Source organism: Leptolyngbya sp. GGD, from assembly GCF_026735145.1.
GTDB classification, from domain to species: Bacteria; Cyanobacteriota; Cyanobacteriia; order Leptolyngbyales; family Leptolyngbyaceae; genus Leptolyngbya; species Leptolyngbya boryana.
The window spans coordinates 529,342-545,687 of the sequence record NZ_JAPQKE010000003.1; the positions used below are offsets into that span (position 1 = coordinate 529,342).

Below are 16,346 nucleotides of genomic sequence, written 5' to 3' on the forward strand. Positions count from 1 at the left end.
GGCAGTTATGTCCTATTGTGCCTCTCGTCGCCGATTCATCAAAACTGCAGCCGCAGGAGTTTCAGGGTTTGCGCTGTCAAGTTGTGGTTGGACATTAGCAAAAGTTCAGACTGATCAGGCGATCGTGCAGTCTTCCGATGAACTCAATATCTACACTTGGTCGAATTACATTGATCAAGAACTCGTCGATGCATTTCAAGCCAAGACAGGGATCAAAGTTAAGTTTGATGTGTTTGATTCTAACGAGACGATGTTGGCAGCTTTCCAAGCCGGAAAAGCAAAAATCTATAGCGTCATTTATCCATCGGACTATAAAGTGACTCAGATGAGTAAGCTCGGCTATTTGAGCCAGCTTGATCACTTACGGTTAGAAAGCCTCCGTCATCTGATTCCGCGTTTTCAAACCTCACTACATGACCCCGGCAATCGTTACAGTGTGCCGATGAGTTGGGGAACGACCGGATTGATCTATAACAGTGAAAAAATCAAGGATGCACCCAAAGATTGGAACTATCTGTGGGAGAACAAAGAGAAGTTGATGCGACGCATGACCTTGATGAATGATGTGCGGGAAGTGTTAGGAGCAACGTTACGATCGCTTGGATTCTCCTACAATTCCACCAACCCAGCCGAATTGAAAAAAGCATACGATCGGCTACAAGAATTGAAACCTGCGATCGCGACTTTCACAACCGATGCCTGGCGGGATCAATTAATTGCTGGAGATTTGTCGATCGCGATGGCTTACTCCTCAGATGCGGCACTGGCAATGAAAGACAATCCAAAGTTGAAATATGTCATCCCGAGCAGTGGCACTTCTCTCTGGACAGATACGATGGTGATTCCCAAAACGGCTCCCAACCCTGATGGAGCTTACGCTTGGTTGGAGTTTATGCTTCAGCCTGAAGTCGCCGCCAAAATGACAGAACGGTTATCCTTTGCAACGACCAATCAAGCTGGCATTGCTCAACTCCCTGAAGCGATTCGGTCAAATTCTAGCTTGTTCCCCGCGATGGAGTTGTTGAATAGATCCGAATCGATCGCACCCGTAGAGCGGGAAACGCTAGAAGCCTACGAACGATATTGGACGAAACTCACGAGTAGCTGAGGATATTAAACTATGAAAGCGCCCTCGATTTCTGAATCCTCTACCTCTAGCTCTCCTCGCTGGTTGCAGCCAGTCTTGATGCTCTCGCCTGCGGGACTTTGGCTATTGTTGCTGTTGATTGTTCCGACCCTGATTATTTTCCAATTGAGCCTTGTTCCCAACATCAAACCGGGCGATGTCGTGAATCCATCAGGATTGGAGAATTACTTGCGGATTTTTCAGCCTGAGAGTTTCCCTGCTCTTTGGCGATCGTTCCTCTTCGCATCCGGCACAACGATCGCTTGTCTTGTCCTCGGCTTTCCCGTCGCCTATTGGATTGCTCTCACTTCTCCCAAACGCTGGCAAAATCTCATCTTAATGGGCTTTACATTGCCACTTTGGACATCTTCGCTGTTGCGATCGTATGCCTGGATTAGCATTCTGCGTCGAACTGGCGTACTCAATAGCTTTTTGATGAGTCTCGGTTTACCGACTTTAGATTTATTAAATCAACCGATCGCAGTCCTGATCGGCATGACCTATGGTTTATTGCCTTACATGGTTCTGATTCTCTATGCCTCGTTAGAAAAGCTCGATCGACGATTGTTAGAAGCCGCCGCAGACTTAGGCGCAACCCCTCAACAAGCGTTCTGGAAAGTGACTGTCCCCCAATGCTTTCCGGGCATTATTGCTGGAGGTTTGCTGGTATTCATCACGGCGCTAGGAGACTTTATCAATCCAGAGCTATTAGGCGGAACATCGAGCCGAACTGCGGCGCGTGTCGTTTATGACCAATTCCTAGGTGCAACGCAGAATTGGGGATATGGCTCAGCTTTGAGCATGATGCTGATTTTAATCGTCAGTATTGCGATCGCACTGCTCATTAAATACGGAGATCAGAATGCAAAGTCAATTTAGAAATCGCATCTCAGCAGGGTTTACCTTGCTGATGTTTGGCTTTATGTATTTACCGCTATCAGTGCTCGCGTTCTACAGCTTTAATCAAGCTCCAAACAGTGCTCAGTGGACTGGATTTACATTATCTTGGTACATCAAATTTTTCCAAGATAGTCGAATTCTTTCAGCGCTTCGAGATAGTTTGTTAGTTGCAAGTTTGGCAACTGCGATCGCAGCTGTCATTGGAACCTTACTGGCGATCGGGCTTGCAAAATATCAGTTCTTTGGCAAAAAGTTATTTCAAGGTGCAGCTTATTTGCCGTTGATTATTCCTGATATCGCGATCGCAGTTGCAACCCTTGTATTTTTAGCAGTCATTGCAGTACCCCTGAGCCTTTGGACAATCGTGGCTGCCCATGTCGTTTTCTGCCTGGCTTACATCGCATTAGTCGTTTCAACACGACTTGTCAATCTTGACCCGCATCTGGAGGAAGCAGCGTTAGATTTGGGTGCAACTCCGATGCAGTCATTGGTGATGGTATTGCTGCCGCAGTTAATGCCCGCGATCGTCTCGGGCTGTCTCCTAGCTTTCGTGTTGAGCATGGATGATTTTCTCATCGCAAGCTTTACAGCAGGTGGAGGGATTACAACTTTGCCGATGGAGATCTTCAGCCGAATCCGAACCAGCGTAAGACCGGATATGAATGCATTGAGCGTCGTTTTGCTGGTGATTTCAGGTGGACTCGCTCTACTGGCTGAAGGGATTCGCTACCAGGGTGAGAAGAAGCGATTCACTTAGGTCGGTTCTAGTACAGTCCGCCGAAGCTGCATTCGGAATGAAGGGTCGAGATATTTTTCTTGTTGCGATCGCCATTGCTGCCAAGCGTTGATGATTTTCTCTTGCAGGCGATCGGCAAAAATCGGACAAGTTTTCTCGATCGCTTGCTTCAAGCTGCTCTCTAAGAACTCCTGCATCACAACGCTATCTTGAATCTCTCCCAAACTCTCTTGAATCGCTTTGAAATTTTCAACTTGAGCCTTGTAAGCCTCTCCGTAGAACTCGGTGAATAGCTCAGTTTGATAGCGCACCCGTTTCATTTGCTTCCGTAAATCGTGGAGCGATGCGTTCTGCTGCAATTGTTCTCGAATCGATTCGGCTGTAATTGGGGCAAATCTGCCAGATTCTTCTCGTCCAATCAGCCAAGCGGGATGCAGCAGAACGCCATGAATCAGAGGCATCAAGACATCGGGTAAAACGGATTGAATTGGGAGTTGCCCAATCACCCGATAATGTGGCAACGCTAACCAATTCTCCATTTCTTTCCGAAATGCCTTGTATTCATGCGATTTCAACGCCTTTTGCAGTTTTTTGAAATCTCGCGATCGCTGCTTCTGGAGTTTCTTCAACGCCCGTTTTAATTCTTTCTGCTCTGATTCCGGCAAAGTGGGCGACTTCAATTCAAGCTGCAACACATCTGCATCTCGCACTGCACCTAAAATTTGAGCAAACTTACGGATTTTTGCTTCACTCGCGGCTTTTGGCAGATCTGCTACAAATCCAAAAACCTGAATTGCGGTTCTCAGTCGCCGCAGTCCGACTCGCATTTGATGCAGTGCCTCTGGATCTTGATCCGCTAAAACTTCTTCTTCGTGCTTCATCGCTTTACGGAAATGTTTCTCGATCGCACGATAAGCAAAGTGACTCAGCGTTTCTGATTGCAGTGGGATATGGAGATTCATGGCGAGTTTTTATCAAGGGAATACACCTCTATTCTGAGTCTCTGTCACTCCCAGAATAGAAACATCTCACTTAAGTTAATGATTGCGGTTCTGACGCATTCAGTGGTGTTTTAGAGATATTTCGGAATCCTAAATTTCAGCTTCTTTCATAAAGGAATCTCTTGGATCTCTGCCAAGTTTAAGAACACTTCCGCATTGACTGCTTCTGTCGATCGCTGACATCGCACCGCAAAACTACATCCGCTACATTCTTCGGTTTGTGGAATTTGCGGGAAAGGCTGATTTTTGGTCTCATAGCGATCGAGCCATTCATCCAACTGGGCTAACAATTGCTGCAAGCTTTGCCGCGTTTCCTTATGCTGTTGCGTACTGTAAGCGAATCTCAAGCTCTGAGGAGATTCAGCGGCTCCCTGCGCTTGGAAAAACCAATACGTCATCGAAATCTGCTCTGGTGCGTATTCACTCGTCTCCGCTAAAACGAATGGATACAGGCGAGACTGCCAGTTTTGTGATAAGTCCTTTCGCGCTGGTTTTGGATAAGTCTTCCAATCTAAAATTTGCGCTGCTGAATCTGTTAAAAGTAGCAAATCATAGACCACAGTCAATAAATGCCCATTGAATTCGAGCGTCCGAAGATGCTCACTCTCCCGAAAGCTAGGACGCTCAATCTGAAGAATTGTTGGAGCAGCACCCGTAAAAGCGTGAAACCATTGACGAAGTTGCGGATCTTCTTGCAGAAAAGGCTCGATCGGTAAATCCATTTCCCACTGTTGCATCAGCGCATGAAATCGACTTCCCGCTGCAAGTCGCTCCTGTTGCTCGGGTGAATTTGCTGATCCCAACTGCTCTATATAAGTGTGCTGAAATTTGCGCGGACACAATTCAAGTAAATTCAAATGTCCTTGAGAGATTCGCATTAGTTCTTCGTTAAAACAAACACACTGCCTTCATTGCCGCGTCCGATCCGCAAATCCTCATCGAGATAGGTCACATCCAGCCATCCTTGTTGATCCCGGTCTTTGATCTGAAAATCGATCGCGGCAAACTTCTTCTCGGATTCTAGCTGTTGAATAAAGTAACTGGGAGATTGGTAATCGATTAAGCGTTGCAGACCAATGAACGATCGCTCAAATTTCACATCGACTCGGCGATCCGTCATCCGACGAAAGCGAGCAACCACAGCCACGATTCCTTCTAAAAACGGCACGCCCGAAACTTCCGCAATATTATAGAGTTTCGCTTCGGGAGCGTGAATACACTGATAAACCTGTCCCAATTTGAGCAACGGAAATTGATCAATCCCCAAAATGCCGCGACTGGTCGTGTAAATTAACCGCCAATTACCATCAAGTAAGTGAATTGCTTCAAGTGGGCGAGGGGTAGGATTGCGATCTTCGAGTTGAGCGATCGCCGCTAAAATTGCCTGTTTTTCGGACTCTGAGGCGAGAATGCCGCGATTCGTTCCCGCGATCGCTTCGAGTAAAGCAGCTTTCCCGATCATGATGCGCTCCTAGCGTAAACAGAATTAATCGTAATCGCTCTCCACGGCTCTGCTTCAGATTCAAAAAGTTTCTTAAATTCAGTCTTGATCCAAAAAATCCGAAAATCCGAAATTATTTGCTTGACAATTTCAGAAAAACGTAGAAAATGCATTGAATCTAAACCGTATATTGCTAATTTGCGAAAGCAAAAGCAAATTCAATGTGCCAGCTATACCCGTAAGTGTTACACTCTGGGTGTTTCGGTCGATCTAAGATAAAGTAGAAGCTCTCTACTGTTGGAGTTACAACCGCTCAATGATTTACAACCCCTCTCTACGTCAAGAACCTCGAACCCAACGTGCCGCTGTGATCCCGATGCAGCAGGAATCATCGATCCTCGACTGGTTAGAAAGCACAGGACGACTTCTGGCACGCGACAATGCAGATTTCGACTATCTAGACGATGAAGAAGAGATCAATGAACTGATGGATGGCGAAGGCAGCAGTGCCTTTGACACAGACGATGACGATGATGATTTAGATTTAGAAGATTAGACGATGAGGCGCGAGATTCTTCTGAATCTTGTGCCTGATTTGATAATTAAGTGGTGAAATGTGCGGAGTGAATTGAGAAGCCTGTGGACGCAAAACTTTTTACAGGAAGGACATTGAATTTTTCGGGTACGAAGCTGTTCCTTCTACTCACGATTGGCATGACGATCGCAGCAATCTCGCTGGATCATTTTAGTGGACGAGTTTGGAGCCAGAATACATCACTGACGTTCCCCATGTGGATGAGTGGACTGGCAACGGCAGGGATCGGCTTTTGGGCTGTGCCTTTCCTCAAGGCACTGAAAGCTGGACAGATTATTCGCGAAGATGGCCCACAATCGCATTTGAAGAAGGCAGGAACCCCGACGATGGGAGGAGCCTTCTTTGTTCCCATCGCGGTTGCACTGGGTTTAATTTTGTCTAATTTTTCGGGCAATGTAATTGCCGTTTCAGCATTGACCATGGCGTACGCTGCGATCGGCTTTCTCGACGATTGGCAAATCATTCGCCGCAAGTCCAACAAAGGCATTTCTCCGCGGATGAAAATGGGACTGCAAATCTTCTTTGCAGTTGCGTTTTGTCTCTGGTTAGCCCTGACAAATCCGAGCGTCACTTCGATCGCATTGCCGTTGGGTCTAGTGCTGCCGTTGGGATCGCTCTTTTGGGCGTTGGCTTGTTTCGTTTTAGTTGCAGAAAGCAATGCGACGAATCTGACTGATGGAATGGATGGATTGGCAGGTGGAACAGTCGCGATCGCGCTGTTGGGATTGGGTGCTTTGATCGCACCTGAGCATGCTGATTTAGGTATCTTCTGTGCGTCCCTAAGTGGAGGTTGCCTCGGCTTCCTGGTTCACAATCGCAATCCGGCAAAAGTCTTCATGGGAGACACTGGATCGCTGGCGTTAGGTGGCGCATTAGCGGCAGTTGGATTACTAACGAATTCGCTGTTCGCGTTGTTGATTCTGAGCGGCTTGTTCTTCTTAGAAACTCTCTCTGTCATTGCTCAAGTGACATATTACAAAGCCACAAAAGATGCAAATGGCATCGGCAAGCGTTTGTTCAGGATGTCTCCATTCCATAACCATTTGGAATTGACGGGCTGGACAGAAACACAGGTTGTCGGTTGGTTTTATACGATCGCGGCTGTCCTGGCTGGATTCAGTCTTGCAATTCACTAATTTCTCAAATCTGCACAAAAAACTGTGATCGAGTCACAAAAAGCTGTTATGATGTGACTCGACAACTCTGGAGAGATGGCTGAGTGGTCGAAAGCGGCAGATTGCTAATCTGTTGTACGGTCTTGAACCGTACCGAGGGTTCGAATCCCTCTCTCTCCGTTCTAAAATCCCGTAATCAACCGATTTAAACTTGTATCTACTGCAAGTTACGAACGCGGCTGAAATTTTTAGCAGCTATCATTAAATTCACCTTTGATCGGAACCTGTCGAAATGATTGTCTGTCCCAATTGCAATCATGCTAATCCTGACGGTGCAGTGCAATGTGAAGCGTGTTACACGCCTTTGCCCGTCTCGATCGCCTGTCCAAGCTGTGGCACGACCGTGCAAGCGGATGCCAGTTTCTGTGGACAGTGCGGCTATCACCTGAAATCTGTGAGCGCTCCTATGTTATCGACTCCTGAATCTTCGCTGCCTGATCCCTTAGAATCGCCTGAACCGATCGTGCCTGAACCTTTGGTTCAGCCCGATCCGATTCTTCTACCGACCCAAGCTGAAAGAATCCCTGAAGCTGCCGCCATTCAGCCTCCAGTCTTGGCAACTCAGCTTCAGCAATCCTTCGCCCGTTTGTTAAATCTACAAACCAGCACGGTGGTGGAAATCCCGCCAGGTCTAACTGTGGTGCATATCGGAAAACCCAACGATCAAATTCCACCCGACATTGATGTTTCGGGGTTTCCAAACTCAGAGATCGTTTCACGGATTCATGCCGACATTCGCGTCGAAGGTGAAACCTACTACATTGAAGATGTCGGCAGTTCTAACGGAACTTATATTAATAATTCGCCCCTACCGATGGGCAATCGGCATCGATTAAGACCGGGCGATCGCATTTCACTCGGCAAAGGCGATAAGATTTCGTTTCTCTTTCAAACCTAATCCATCCTCACCGTTTGCCAGTCACGATATAAGCCACCCGTTTGCCAATATTTGCAGCGTGATCTGCCATTCGTTCTAGATGGCGGATCACCAGGATTTGCAGCACAATTGGCTCGATAATGCCTTTTACGTCTTGCTGACGCGCCAGTAGGTTGTAAAGCGTTTCATAGTCAGAATCGACCGCATCATCTCGCTGGCGCACATCCATTCCGGATTCTGCATTCAGATCAGACAACGATTCTAGACTCAACGCTAACATCGCACGACAGCGATCGAACATTTGCAAAATCTGACCCATGTAAGGTGATTCTGCATAGGGAAATAGTTGCACTGCGACATCCCCTAAGTTTTTGGCATAATCTCCAATTCGTTCTAGATCTCGGACTAACTGCATCAGAGCACTTAACAGCCGCAAATCCTGCGCGACCGGAGACTGGAGCGCAATTAAATTCACACAATCGAGTTCGATTTGTTTATAGAGACGATCGATTTTTTTATCTTGTTTATTAATTTGCTCAGCCGCTTCAAGATTGCGATCGAACAGAGCTTCTCTTGCTAGACAGCAGGAGCGTTCAACTAACGCGCCCATTCTCAAAACATCACGCTGAATGCGTTTAATCTGACGCTCGAAGTGAACACGGATCGGTTCCTGACCTTCTGGCACATTTCTATACAGCATCAATTAGAGGGATAAATTTTGGACACACAACCGAGTATCGAATGAACATCAGGAACAGCGGTTAATTTCAGCCGCCTCAATATAACAAGAGAAATTTATCTTGACAGGTATTACACAAAACGTTTTGACTCTTTTTCTATTGTAGAGTGATCGATCTGGAGAGAGATCCTGTAACCTATAAACTTTCATGGTCGCGGCAGTTTGCCCTTCTTCCTACAATAGATATGATTGCGAACCTCACTCCTGTTATGTTCTCTTCCTCTGAAGATTCTCTCAATTTGGCATCTCACTCCCAAGGACATAGTTTATTTGCTCAGTTGCGGAGCCGATTTCCGCAAGGAGCGCTGATTTCAGAACTGGTGCAGGTGCAGGATGGGCAATTTGTCGTTCGCGCGATCGTGCAAGTCGGAACGGCGATCATGGCAACCGGAATGGCTGCCGCCGAGAAGATTGAAGTCGCAGAAGATCGAGCCAGAGTCAGAGCGATGGAAGTGTTGGGAATTTCACCAACTGGCGGTGCCGCGACATTTGATGTGCCATCTAGACCAATGGTGGAAGCGCCAAAAGAAGTGGAACCCAGCTTAGACCCCATGGCAGAAATTCCGTTGCCGCCCGTTGAAGAGTTGGTTCCTGAAGGGGTTGCACCGAAAAAGCCCGCGCGCAAAAAGAAAGAAGATCCGATCGCCCCTGCGCTTGAATTTTCCGTGCCAGACTTCGATCTTCCCGAGATCAAATCTGAACCTCTTGAATTTACTCGCGAACCTGTGCCGCCTGTAGCAGATTTTGCACCCGATTTTGAGGAAGATGATTTTCCAGCACCCGAACCCATCGACTTATCCGATGCGATCGCTCAGATTGGAACTGAGATCGAGCGCATCGGCTGGACGAAAAAACAGGGCAGCACTTACTTGCAAGATACATACGGCAAGAAAACCCGTGCGGAGCTTGATGAGGATGAACTGATCGAGTTTCTGCATTACTTGAAAGCCCTTCCCAGTAAAAATAGCCAAATTCCCTTCTAAACCTTATGCCTTCGATCGCCGCACAGCCTTACGAATACGAACTTCCGAGTGATTCCCAAGTCGCGTTAATCGTGATCGATATGCAGCGCGATTTCCTGGAGTTAGGCGGATTTGGTGAAGCCCTTGGCAATGATGTGAAACTCGCTCAAGCGATCGTACCCACCGTGAAACAACTGCTCGAAGGATGTCGATCGCTGCACCTGCCGATCTTTCATACTCAAGAAGGACATCTGCCGGATCTGTCTGACTGTCCGCAATCGAAGCTCAAGCGGGGAAAAGGAAACCTGACCATTGGCGATCAGGGCAAGTTGGGGCGGATTCTGATTCTGGGTGAACCTGGAAACGCAATCATTCCTGAACTCGCTCCCTTACCGGGGGAAGTTTTGATTCCCAAACCCGGAAAAGGAGCGTTTTACAACACTGATCTGGAGATGCAGTTGATCAATCGCAATGTTACCCATCTTTTGATTGCAGGCGTAACAACCGAAGTTTGTGTGCAGACCACGATGCGAGAGGCAAACGATCGAGGATATGAGTGCTTACTCGTCGAAGATGCCACTGAGAGTTACTTTCCACAATTTAAACAAGCGACGTTAGAGATGGTGCGGGCACAAGGGGGCATTGTGGGATGGACGGCAAACACAGAGGCGGTGTTACAGGGTTTACGATCGTGGAAAGCCGGAGAATGATAAGTTAAGTCCAGTGCATCTCGATCAATACTTTCATCATTATTCCTTGCGTTTCGGGTGGCGGTTTGTCACCCTTTTTGTTGCCCTCTTTGAATCGGGAACTTGAGGCGCTACAATGTGACGGTTGAATTCGGCACCCCTACCTTGATTGAGCGTTACACCCTGCCTGAGATGGGCGATTTGTGGACAGATCACTACAAATTTAAAACCTGGCTCCAAGTTGAAATAGCAGTGTGTGAGGCGCAAGCCGAGCTAGGTTATATTCCGGCTGAAGCGGTTGAAGAGATTAAAGCGAAAGCGAAATTTGATGTGGCGCGGATTTTAGAAATCGAAGCGCAGGTTCGTCATGATGTGATCGCGTTTTTGACGAATGTGAATGAATATGTAGGCGATGCGGGTCGCTATATTCATTTAGGCATGACCAGTTCGGATGTGCTGGATACCGCTTTAGCCTTGCAAATGGTCGCCAGTTTAGATGTGATCATGACGCATGTAGAAGCGTTGATTCAAGCCATCCGATATCAGGCCCAACAGCATCGCAATACGGTGATGATTGGTCGATCGCATGGAATTCACGCCGAGCCGATCACATTTGGATTCAAACTGGCAGGCTGGCTCGCTGAAATGTTGCGTCATCGCGATCGCTTATGCCAACTCAGAAAATCGATCGCAGTCGGTCAAATCTCTGGCGCAGTAGGAACTTACGCCAATATTGATCCGCGCATTGAGGCGCTGACTTGTCAGAATTTAGGACTTGAACCGGATGCCGCTTCAACCCAGGTAATTTCTCGCGATCGCCATGCCGATTATATGAATTGCCTCGCTTTGTTAGGAGCTTCGATCGAGCGGTTTGCAGTTGAGATTCGCAATTTGCAGAAAACGGATGTTTTGGAAGTTGAGGAATTTTTCTCAAAGGGTCAGAAAGGATCTTCTGCAATGCCCCATAAGCGAAATCCGATTCGATCGGAGCGTTTGACCGGAATGGCAAGATTACTCCGAGGCTATGCAACCGCTGCATTAGAGAATGTTGCGTTATGGCATGAACGCGATATTTCTCACAGCTCCGTTGAGCGAGTTGCGTTACCCGATGCGTGCATTTTGACGCATTTTATGTTGGTTGAGACGACAGACTTGATTAAACACCTGCTGGTTTATCCAGAGAATATGGCTCGCAACATGAACGTTTACGGCGGGGTAGTGTTTAGTCAGCGGGTGATGCTGGCATTGGTGCAGAAGGGATTGAGTCGAGAGGATGCTTATGCGATCGTGCAATCTTGCGCCCACCAAGCCTGGAATCGGGAAGATGGGAATTTCCGTCAATTGCTGAGTGAAGACGATCGCGTGACCAAAACGCTATCGACTACAGAATTGGATGAGTGTTTTGATCCACAGGTGCATCTGAAAAATCTCGATCAGGTTTATCAACGGTTAGGGATTTAATCGGGGAATGTGGGAATGGGGAAAGTAGCAATGGTTATGCTGACTTCCCATTCCCCTAACGTGCCTCGACAGACACTCCATATTCATATCCTTTGAAGTTCGATTCAAAAATAACTGCGTAATCTCCGGTCGCAGCAACCTCACCCGTCCAAGATTTTCGGTCTTCTCTGTACTCAACCAAATCTTTCCCATCCGGCGCAACAATTCTGGGAAAAACTTGGCGATCGCGCGTCACCGTCAATGTCTGACCTTTGCTCAAATTGAAGGAATAGGTGTGACTGCCAGTTCCAATGAAGCGATCTCTAATTTCAATGTTGTCTTGTCCTCCAGCAAATTCGATCCGCTCAACTTTTTCACCACAGTGATTTTCTGTTCTAGATTTCGCAATCCAACCTGGCTTCTCACCCGTGATTTTGAACCAGCCGTCTTGTTCATTCTCAACATCGACAAACGTTCCATTTGGCAACTGTCCCAAAATCTGTGAGGAAGCATTGGGACTCGATCGTACATTCAGAGGTGACTCCGGATCGTTGACTTTCGCCATACGAATCACACATTTTTCGACGGTTCGAGTCGCTTTTGATCCAGAGGGCTTAGCGTCAGAAGCAGCATCCGATTTTGGGGATTCGGGCGACAGTTGAGGGATCGATTGAGGTGCAGCCGTGGGAGATTCAGTCGGTTTTGCAGGAGATTGAGGCGCTGCAGTCGGAGAGCTTGCACTTGGGGCAGAAGATTGAGGCGCAGAAGAACAAGCTGCCATCATCGCTAACAAGGTTGCACAAGTGCTTGAGCGGAACCAAATCAATGCTGAGGATCTAAAAGGCATATGTCGTAGAGAAGCTTAGGATCAAGAAATTACTTCAATACTTGCAAATTCAATCACGGAATGGTTTAGTGAATTACAAAAAACCTCCAGACTTGCAAAAGCCTAGAGGTTTCAATTCAACTTTCGCGTCAGGTTGAGTTTCGGCTATGGTAAACCCGCACTGACCTTGACTGTGCAAAGACCTACTGAAAGTCTTGAGCATTGTACAAAGCTCAATGTGCCACCTTACTGAACATCTCTATCTGACCCGGAAAAATCGTGTTGCATCTGGATCGCCCGTTTTACAATCGGCGTGAGTTTCTCTCTCCAGTAGCGAATATCGGGATAATTCGTCGCGATCTTGAGAATATCGCTCCAACGGTTCTGTTCTTCTGCTGCTAGCGCCGTTGAATATTGAGTCACAGCTTTATCCCAGGATTTGGGCATCGTCTTGAGAGCCGATTGAGCTTGGGGATAGGCGGCGCTGTTGGCTGGCACAGCTTTTGCAAGTGCGATCGCGCCATCTAAATTTCCAGCTTGGAAATGCGAAAGTGATTCACGGTAGAGGCGGCTGCCTGGATCATTCGGCAAACTCGCTAAAGCTGGATCATTCGCTCGTTTCCGATTGAGCGTTGCAACAGGACCATCACTTTCACAGGTTTTCCGAGTTAAATTCTCATAAATCCAGCCCACAACAGGTTGGCTAATTTGTAACCAGCCATCTCTGCGCCCAATCACGGTAACAACAATACCATTCTGTAGCGACCCCACAATATTTCCGACCTTCTCGATTGGAGCCGATCTCACATTCAATGGCGGCTTATCGTCAAAGACGATCGTTTGACAATCCTGCGCGACCGTTTGAATGACATTCGCCGATTCTGTACTGTTAATCGTCGCCTTGGGTTTCGCTACCGCATACAGAGTTCCAGACACGGTCATGACTGCGGTAATACAAGCTCCAACTGCCAAAGGAGATTTCAGAATCGTCTTCACGTTAACCGACATGGTGATGCCTCATGCTGATCCAAAATTGAGAATTCAAACTTTACAAGCGCTTGTTCAGTTCCGCGACTCGTCTTCACTCTTGTAGATTGCCCTAAAATTCATGCAAATGCGTTCAGGAGTCCCAACAATCCTAGAAAATTAACTCTTCTCAATTCATCGTGTTCTCCCACTTGACAAAATAATCTGGGTCAGACCCATGAGGGGTAATACCCCTCGACATTTGATTCTGTCTTGTCAGCAGCTTAATAAGACGCAACATCCTGGTAAACTTTTGGATGGTCAAGTATCAGAAGTGGCAATGGAAATTGGTCAAAAAGTGCGCGTTCGGCGACTGCGCGATCGTGTCCCCCAAGATGTGGTTAAAAAGCTCGGAGCAACTGGCGTTATCAGCCAATACAAAGTGGTTGATGGCAAAGGCATTGGTTTACTCGTCCAGTTTGAGGATAAATACTCAACCTGGTTTTTTGAGGATGAGTTGGAAACGATCGGCTAATCGAGCTAAGAATTCGACCAGTCGATACCATAGGGGTTAGGGAATCAAGCAGTTTGCCTTTTTCCCTGACCCCTCTTCTCATGAATCGCCCCTTTTTGCGGATTTGGATATGGCTTTTATATTGACGTTTTTAGGTAAAGGCGGAACCGGACGGACAACTTGCGCGATCGCGGCTGCCAAAAAGTTTGCTGCTCAAGGAAAGCGCGTTTTACTGGTCGGACAAGATCCGACTCCGGCTTTTGGTTTAGCACTCGGAACAACGGTTGGCGTTGATCCACAAGAAATTTCTGCCAACTTCAGCGCCGTTCAACTTCAGACAACAACGCTGCTCGAACGCAGTTGGGAAGAAGTGAAAAAGTTGGAGGCGCAATATCTTCAGTCACCGATCCTAAAAAATGTGTTTGGTCAGGAATTGGCGATTTTTCCAGGCTTGGATCAGTTGCTCGCTTTGAATGCCCTGCGAGAGTTTGATAGCCGCTATGACGTAATCATCTACGATGGCGCAGGCAATCAAGATACGCTGCGATTGTTGGGAACGCCTGAGACCTTGAGTTGGTATATTCGTCGATTCCGTCAGGTCTTTATCGATTCAGATTTAGGGAAAACGGTTTCGATGTTGATTCAACCGATCGCTGCTGCAATTTTCACGAACAACAATTTCGTCGGGGATAACTTTGCCCAGCCGACTCGTCAAGCCAATGATCTGTTAGATCAAGGGAAGCAAGCGGTGAATGATCCGAAACGCATGGCGGCTTTCTTAGTGACGACTGAAGATGAAGCAGCGATCGCGAGTGCAAAATATCTCTGGGGCAGCGCTCAGCAAATTGGCTTAACCGTTGCAGGCGTTTTGTGTAATCGTTCCAGCGATGCTTCTGCGGTCAGCGAAGCATTTCAGCCTTTGCCAATTTCAGCGATTCCGGTTCAGCCCGTGAATGACTGGCAGTCCCTGATCGATGCATTGCCAGAACTCGATCACACTTCTGAAGCCCCGAGACCGATCGCGGTGAATGTCGCCGAAAGAAAAGTAAGCTTATTCTTGCCGGGATTTGATAAAAAGCAAGTCAAACTGACCCAGTATGGGACAGAAATCACGATCGAAGCGGGCGATCAGCGGCGCAATATCGACCTGCCTGCGCCATTACGCGGGCAACCTGTGACAGGCGCAAAATTCCAAGACGGCTATTTAATCATCTCGTTTTAGCGTGTCTTAGTCGTCCGCGATTATTCAATTCACGACCCTAACCTTATGACTGAATCTTCTGAACTTCAAACCGAGCGCTCTGCCAAAACTCGCCAGATTCTGGGGATGAAAGGCGCAGACGTGAAAGAATCTTCGATCTGGAAGATTCGGCTGCAATTGATGAAGCCGATTACCTGGATTCCGCTGATGTGGGGAATTCTCTGCGGTGCGGCTTCGTCTGGAAACTATCATTGGGCACTCGAAGATGTGCTGAAATCTGCGGCTTGTATGCTGCTGGCAGGACCACTGCTCACAGGCTACACGCAGATTATGAACGACTACTACGATCGCGAGATCGACGCCATCAACGAACCGTATCGTCCGATTCCATCGGGTGCGATTCCTCTGAACCAAGTTGTAATCCAAATTTGGTTCTTGCTCCTCAGCGGTGTGGGACTTGCCTATGTTTTGGATCGTTGGGCAGGGCATGAATTTCCAACGATTACAGTACTGGCGATCGCCGGATCATTCTTGTCTTATATCTACTCAGCACCCCCTCTCAAGCTCAAACAAAATGGCTGGCTAGGCTGTTATGCGCTCGGGGCAAGCTATATTGCGATTCCCTGGTGGACAGGACATGCTTTATTTGGCGATTTGAATCCGACCATTATTATCTTGACCTTGTTCTACAGCTTTTCGGGATTGGGAATTGCGATCGTCAACGATTTCAAGAGCGTCGAAGGCGATAAAGCGCTAGGACTCAAATCACTTCCGGTCATGTTTGGAGTAACAACAGCAGCTTGGATTTGTGTAGCAATGATTGATGTTTTTCAAGCAGGAGTTGCAGGTTATCTGATGACCATTCATCAGAATCTGATGGCGACGCTGCTGATCTTGTTAATCATTCCGCAGATCACCTTTCAAGATATGTACTTCCTGCGAGACCCGATCAAGAACGATGTTAAATATCAAGCCAGCGCCCAACCCTTTCTTGTGTTTGGCATGTTGGTGACGGCGTTAGCATTAGGACATGCAAATATTTAGCCTTGATTTGCGATCGCTAACCCCGGAATCAAAGGGATTGCGATCGCAAAATCCTGAAAGTCTTGTAGACTAAACGTCAGTAATTCTTCAAATTCGGTCATGATTCTGACCCCG

At 47.4% G+C, this 16,346-nt stretch carries 18 protein-coding genes and 1 tRNA gene; 13 read left to right on the forward strand and 6 right to left on the reverse strand.

The features are described 5' to 3' along the window. Window positions 1–7 precede the first annotated feature (7 nt). From OU814_RS17425 to OU814_RS17435, 3 genes are read left to right on the forward strand one after another with little or no spacing between them, the layout of a single operon-like run. Window positions 8–1,108, forward strand: a complete 1,101-nt coding sequence (locus tag OU814_RS17425) for an ABC transporter substrate-binding protein (protein WP_017287992.1) — start codon at window positions 8–10, stop codon at window positions 1,106–1,108. Between the two features lie 12 nt (window positions 1,109–1,120). After that, window positions 1,121–2,005, forward strand: a complete 885-nt coding sequence (locus OU814_RS17430; RefSeq protein ID WP_017287993.1) for an ABC transporter permease — start codon at window positions 1,121–1,123, stop codon at window positions 2,003–2,005. Continuing rightward, window positions 1,989–2,783 (forward strand): ABC transporter permease, encoded by a 795-nt coding sequence (locus tag OU814_RS17435; RefSeq protein WP_017287994.1) that lies wholly within the window; start codon window positions 1,989–1,991, stop codon window positions 2,781–2,783. The genes OU814_RS17430 and OU814_RS17435 overlap by 17 nt, the downstream gene beginning before the upstream one ends. On the opposite strand, the gene OU814_RS17440 is transcribed toward OU814_RS17435, so the two are convergent. The 3 genes from OU814_RS17440 to OU814_RS17450 all read right to left on the reverse strand — a co-directional run bounded on the left by OU814_RS17440 (window position 2,780) and on the right by OU814_RS17450 (window position 5,225). Next, window positions 2,780–3,724, reverse strand: coding sequence for a CHAD domain-containing protein (locus OU814_RS17440; RefSeq protein ID WP_268184535.1), 945 nt, complete (start codon window positions 3,722–3,724; stop codon window positions 2,780–2,782). The two genes, OU814_RS17435 and OU814_RS17440, sit on opposite strands and share 4 nt — an antisense overlap. Window positions 3,725–3,870: 146 nt before the next feature. Then, complete coding sequence (locus OU814_RS17445) at window positions 3,871–4,641, reverse strand: PD-(D/E)XK nuclease family protein (protein WP_190653701.1); 771 nt, start codon at window positions 4,639–4,641, stop codon at window positions 3,871–3,873. After that, window positions 4,641–5,225: a PAP/fibrillin family protein gene (locus OU814_RS17450; RefSeq protein WP_190653702.1), complete on the reverse strand. Its 585-nt coding sequence runs from the start codon at window positions 5,223–5,225 to the stop codon at window positions 4,641–4,643. Before OU814_RS17450 ends, OU814_RS17445 begins: the two co-directional genes overlap by 1 nt. 295 nt (window positions 5,226–5,520) lie before the next feature. On the opposite strand from OU814_RS17450, the gene OU814_RS17455 reads away from it, so the two are divergent. The 4 genes from OU814_RS17455 to OU814_RS17470 all read left to right on the forward strand — a co-directional run bounded on the left by OU814_RS17455 (window position 5,521) and on the right by OU814_RS17470 (window position 7,872). Beyond that, the gene (locus OU814_RS17455; RefSeq protein WP_017287998.1) at window positions 5,521–5,760 is read left to right on the forward strand and encodes a DUF3134 domain-containing protein; all 240 of its coding nucleotides are present in this window, start codon (window positions 5,521–5,523) and stop codon (window positions 5,758–5,760) included. A gap of 83 nt (window positions 5,761–5,843) precedes the next feature. Then, complete coding sequence (gene mraY / locus OU814_RS17460) at window positions 5,844–6,935, forward strand: phospho-N-acetylmuramoyl-pentapeptide-transferase (protein WP_268184536.1); 1,092 nt, start codon at window positions 5,844–5,846, stop codon at window positions 6,933–6,935. A 69-nt stretch (window positions 6,936–7,004) separates the two neighbouring features. Continuing rightward, window positions 7,005–7,094, forward strand: a tRNA-Ser gene (locus OU814_RS17465). Between the two features lie 112 nt (window positions 7,095–7,206). After that, complete coding sequence (locus tag OU814_RS17470) at window positions 7,207–7,872, forward strand: FHA domain-containing protein (RefSeq protein WP_017288000.1); 666 nt, start codon at window positions 7,207–7,209, stop codon at window positions 7,870–7,872. Between the two features lie 7 nt (window positions 7,873–7,879). On the opposite strand, the gene phoU is transcribed toward OU814_RS17470, so the two are convergent. Continuing rightward, the gene (gene phoU, locus OU814_RS17475; RefSeq protein ID WP_017288001.1) at window positions 7,880–8,551 is read right to left on the reverse strand and encodes a phosphate signaling complex protein PhoU; all 672 of its coding nucleotides are present in this window, start codon (window positions 8,549–8,551) and stop codon (window positions 7,880–7,882) included. Between the two features lie 248 nt (window positions 8,552–8,799). On the opposite strand from phoU, the gene OU814_RS17480 reads away from it, so the two are divergent. The 3 genes from OU814_RS17480 (at window position 8,800) to purB (ending at window position 11,702) form a co-directional block, all read left to right on the forward strand. Beyond that, window positions 8,800–9,573: a hypothetical protein gene (locus tag OU814_RS17480; protein WP_268184537.1), complete on the forward strand. Its 774-nt coding sequence runs from the start codon at window positions 8,800–8,802 to the stop codon at window positions 9,571–9,573. 5 nt (window positions 9,574–9,578) lie between these two features. After that, on the forward strand, window positions 9,579–10,262 hold the full coding sequence (locus OU814_RS17485) for a cysteine hydrolase family protein (RefSeq protein ID WP_017288003.1): 684 nt from the start codon (window positions 9,579–9,581) through the stop codon (window positions 10,260–10,262). A 117-nt stretch (window positions 10,263–10,379) separates the two neighbouring features. After that, window positions 10,380–11,702: an adenylosuccinate lyase gene (gene purB / locus OU814_RS17490; protein ID WP_017288004.1), complete on the forward strand. Its 1,323-nt coding sequence runs from the start codon at window positions 10,380–10,382 to the stop codon at window positions 11,700–11,702. Between the two features lie 55 nt (window positions 11,703–11,757). Here the strand turns inward: purB and OU814_RS17495 are convergent, their stop codons facing one another. Together OU814_RS17495 and OU814_RS17500 are read right to left on the reverse strand one after the other, a co-directional pair. Then, window positions 11,758–12,528 (reverse strand): SH3 domain-containing protein, encoded by a 771-nt coding sequence (locus tag OU814_RS17495; protein WP_268184538.1) that lies wholly within the window; start codon window positions 12,526–12,528, stop codon window positions 11,758–11,760. Window positions 12,529–12,753: 225 nt separating this feature from the next. Beyond that, a complete protein-coding gene (locus tag OU814_RS17500) occupies window positions 12,754–13,515 on the reverse strand; it encodes an SH3 domain-containing protein (protein WP_017288006.1) in 762 nt (253 codons plus the stop codon). Window positions 13,516–13,711: 196 nt separating this feature from the next. On the opposite strand from OU814_RS17500, the gene petP reads away from it, so the two are divergent. The 3 genes from petP to chlG all read left to right on the forward strand — a co-directional run bounded on the left by petP (window position 13,712) and on the right by chlG (window position 16,232). After that, entirely contained in the window at window positions 13,712–14,008 is a 297-nt protein-coding gene (gene petP / locus OU814_RS17505) for a cytochrome b6f subunit PetP (protein ID WP_239741164.1), read from the forward strand. A 109-nt stretch (window positions 14,009–14,117) separates the two neighbouring features. Beyond that, window positions 14,118–15,209 (forward strand): Get3/ArsA fold putative tail anchor-mediating ATPase NosAFP, encoded by a 1,092-nt coding sequence (locus OU814_RS17510; RefSeq protein WP_190653708.1) that lies wholly within the window; start codon window positions 14,118–14,120, stop codon window positions 15,207–15,209. A 45-nt stretch (window positions 15,210–15,254) separates the two neighbouring features. Further along, window positions 15,255–16,232 carry a chlorophyll synthase ChlG gene (gene chlG, locus OU814_RS17515; protein ID WP_017288009.1) on the forward strand — a complete coding sequence of 326 codons (978 nt, stop codon included), beginning with the start codon at window positions 15,255–15,257 and terminating at the stop codon, window positions 16,230–16,232. The last annotated feature ends 114 nt before the right edge of the window (window positions 16,233–16,346 follow it).

Excerpts from the sequence above, each read along its gene's own strand:
- OU814_RS17455 (WP_017287998.1), top strand. The coding sequence starts at position 5,521 with ATGATTTACAACCCCTCTCTACGTCAAGAACCTCGAACCCAACGTGCC.
- phoU (WP_017288001.1), bottom strand. The coding sequence starts at position 8,551 with ATGCTGTATAGAAATGTGCCAGAAGGTCAGGAACCGATCCGTGTTCAC.
- OU814_RS17480 (WP_268184537.1), top strand. The coding sequence starts at position 8,800 with ATGTTCTCTTCCTCTGAAGATTCTCTCAATTTGGCATCTCACTCCCAA.
- OU814_RS17470 (WP_017288000.1), top strand. The coding sequence starts at position 7,207 with ATGATTGTCTGTCCCAATTGCAATCATGCTAATCCTGACGGTGCAGTG.
- chlG (WP_017288009.1), top strand. The coding sequence starts at position 15,255 with ATGACTGAATCTTCTGAACTTCAAACCGAGCGCTCTGCCAAAACTCGC.
- OU814_RS17430 (WP_017287993.1), top strand. The coding sequence starts at position 1,121 with ATGAAAGCGCCCTCGATTTCTGAATCCTCTACCTCTAGCTCTCCTCGC.
- OU814_RS17510 (WP_190653708.1), top strand. The coding sequence starts at position 14,118 with ATGGCTTTTATATTGACGTTTTTAGGTAAAGGCGGAACCGGACGGACA.
- OU814_RS17485 (WP_017288003.1), top strand. The coding sequence starts at position 9,579 with ATGCCTTCGATCGCCGCACAGCCTTACGAATACGAACTTCCGAGTGAT.
- OU814_RS17425 (WP_017287992.1), top strand. The coding sequence starts at position 8 with ATGTCCTATTGTGCCTCTCGTCGCCGATTCATCAAAACTGCAGCCGCA.
- OU814_RS17450 (WP_190653702.1), bottom strand. The coding sequence starts at position 5,225 with ATGATCGGGAAAGCTGCTTTACTCGAAGCGATCGCGGGAACGAATCGC.
- petP (WP_239741164.1), top strand. The coding sequence starts at position 13,712 with ATGAGGGGTAATACCCCTCGACATTTGATTCTGTCTTGTCAGCAGCTT.
- OU814_RS17500 (WP_017288006.1), bottom strand. The coding sequence starts at position 13,515 with ATGTCGGTTAACGTGAAGACGATTCTGAAATCTCCTTTGGCAGTTGGA.
- OU814_RS17440 (WP_268184535.1), bottom strand. The coding sequence starts at position 3,724 with ATGAATCTCCATATCCCACTGCAATCAGAAACGCTGAGTCACTTTGCT.
- OU814_RS17445 (WP_190653701.1), bottom strand. The coding sequence starts at position 4,641 with ATGCGAATCTCTCAAGGACATTTGAATTTACTTGAATTGTGTCCGCGC.
- OU814_RS17495 (WP_268184538.1), bottom strand. The coding sequence starts at position 12,528 with ATGCCTTTTAGATCCTCAGCATTGATTTGGTTCCGCTCAAGCACTTGT.
- OU814_RS17435 (WP_017287994.1), top strand. The coding sequence starts at position 1,989 with ATGCAAAGTCAATTTAGAAATCGCATCTCAGCAGGGTTTACCTTGCTG.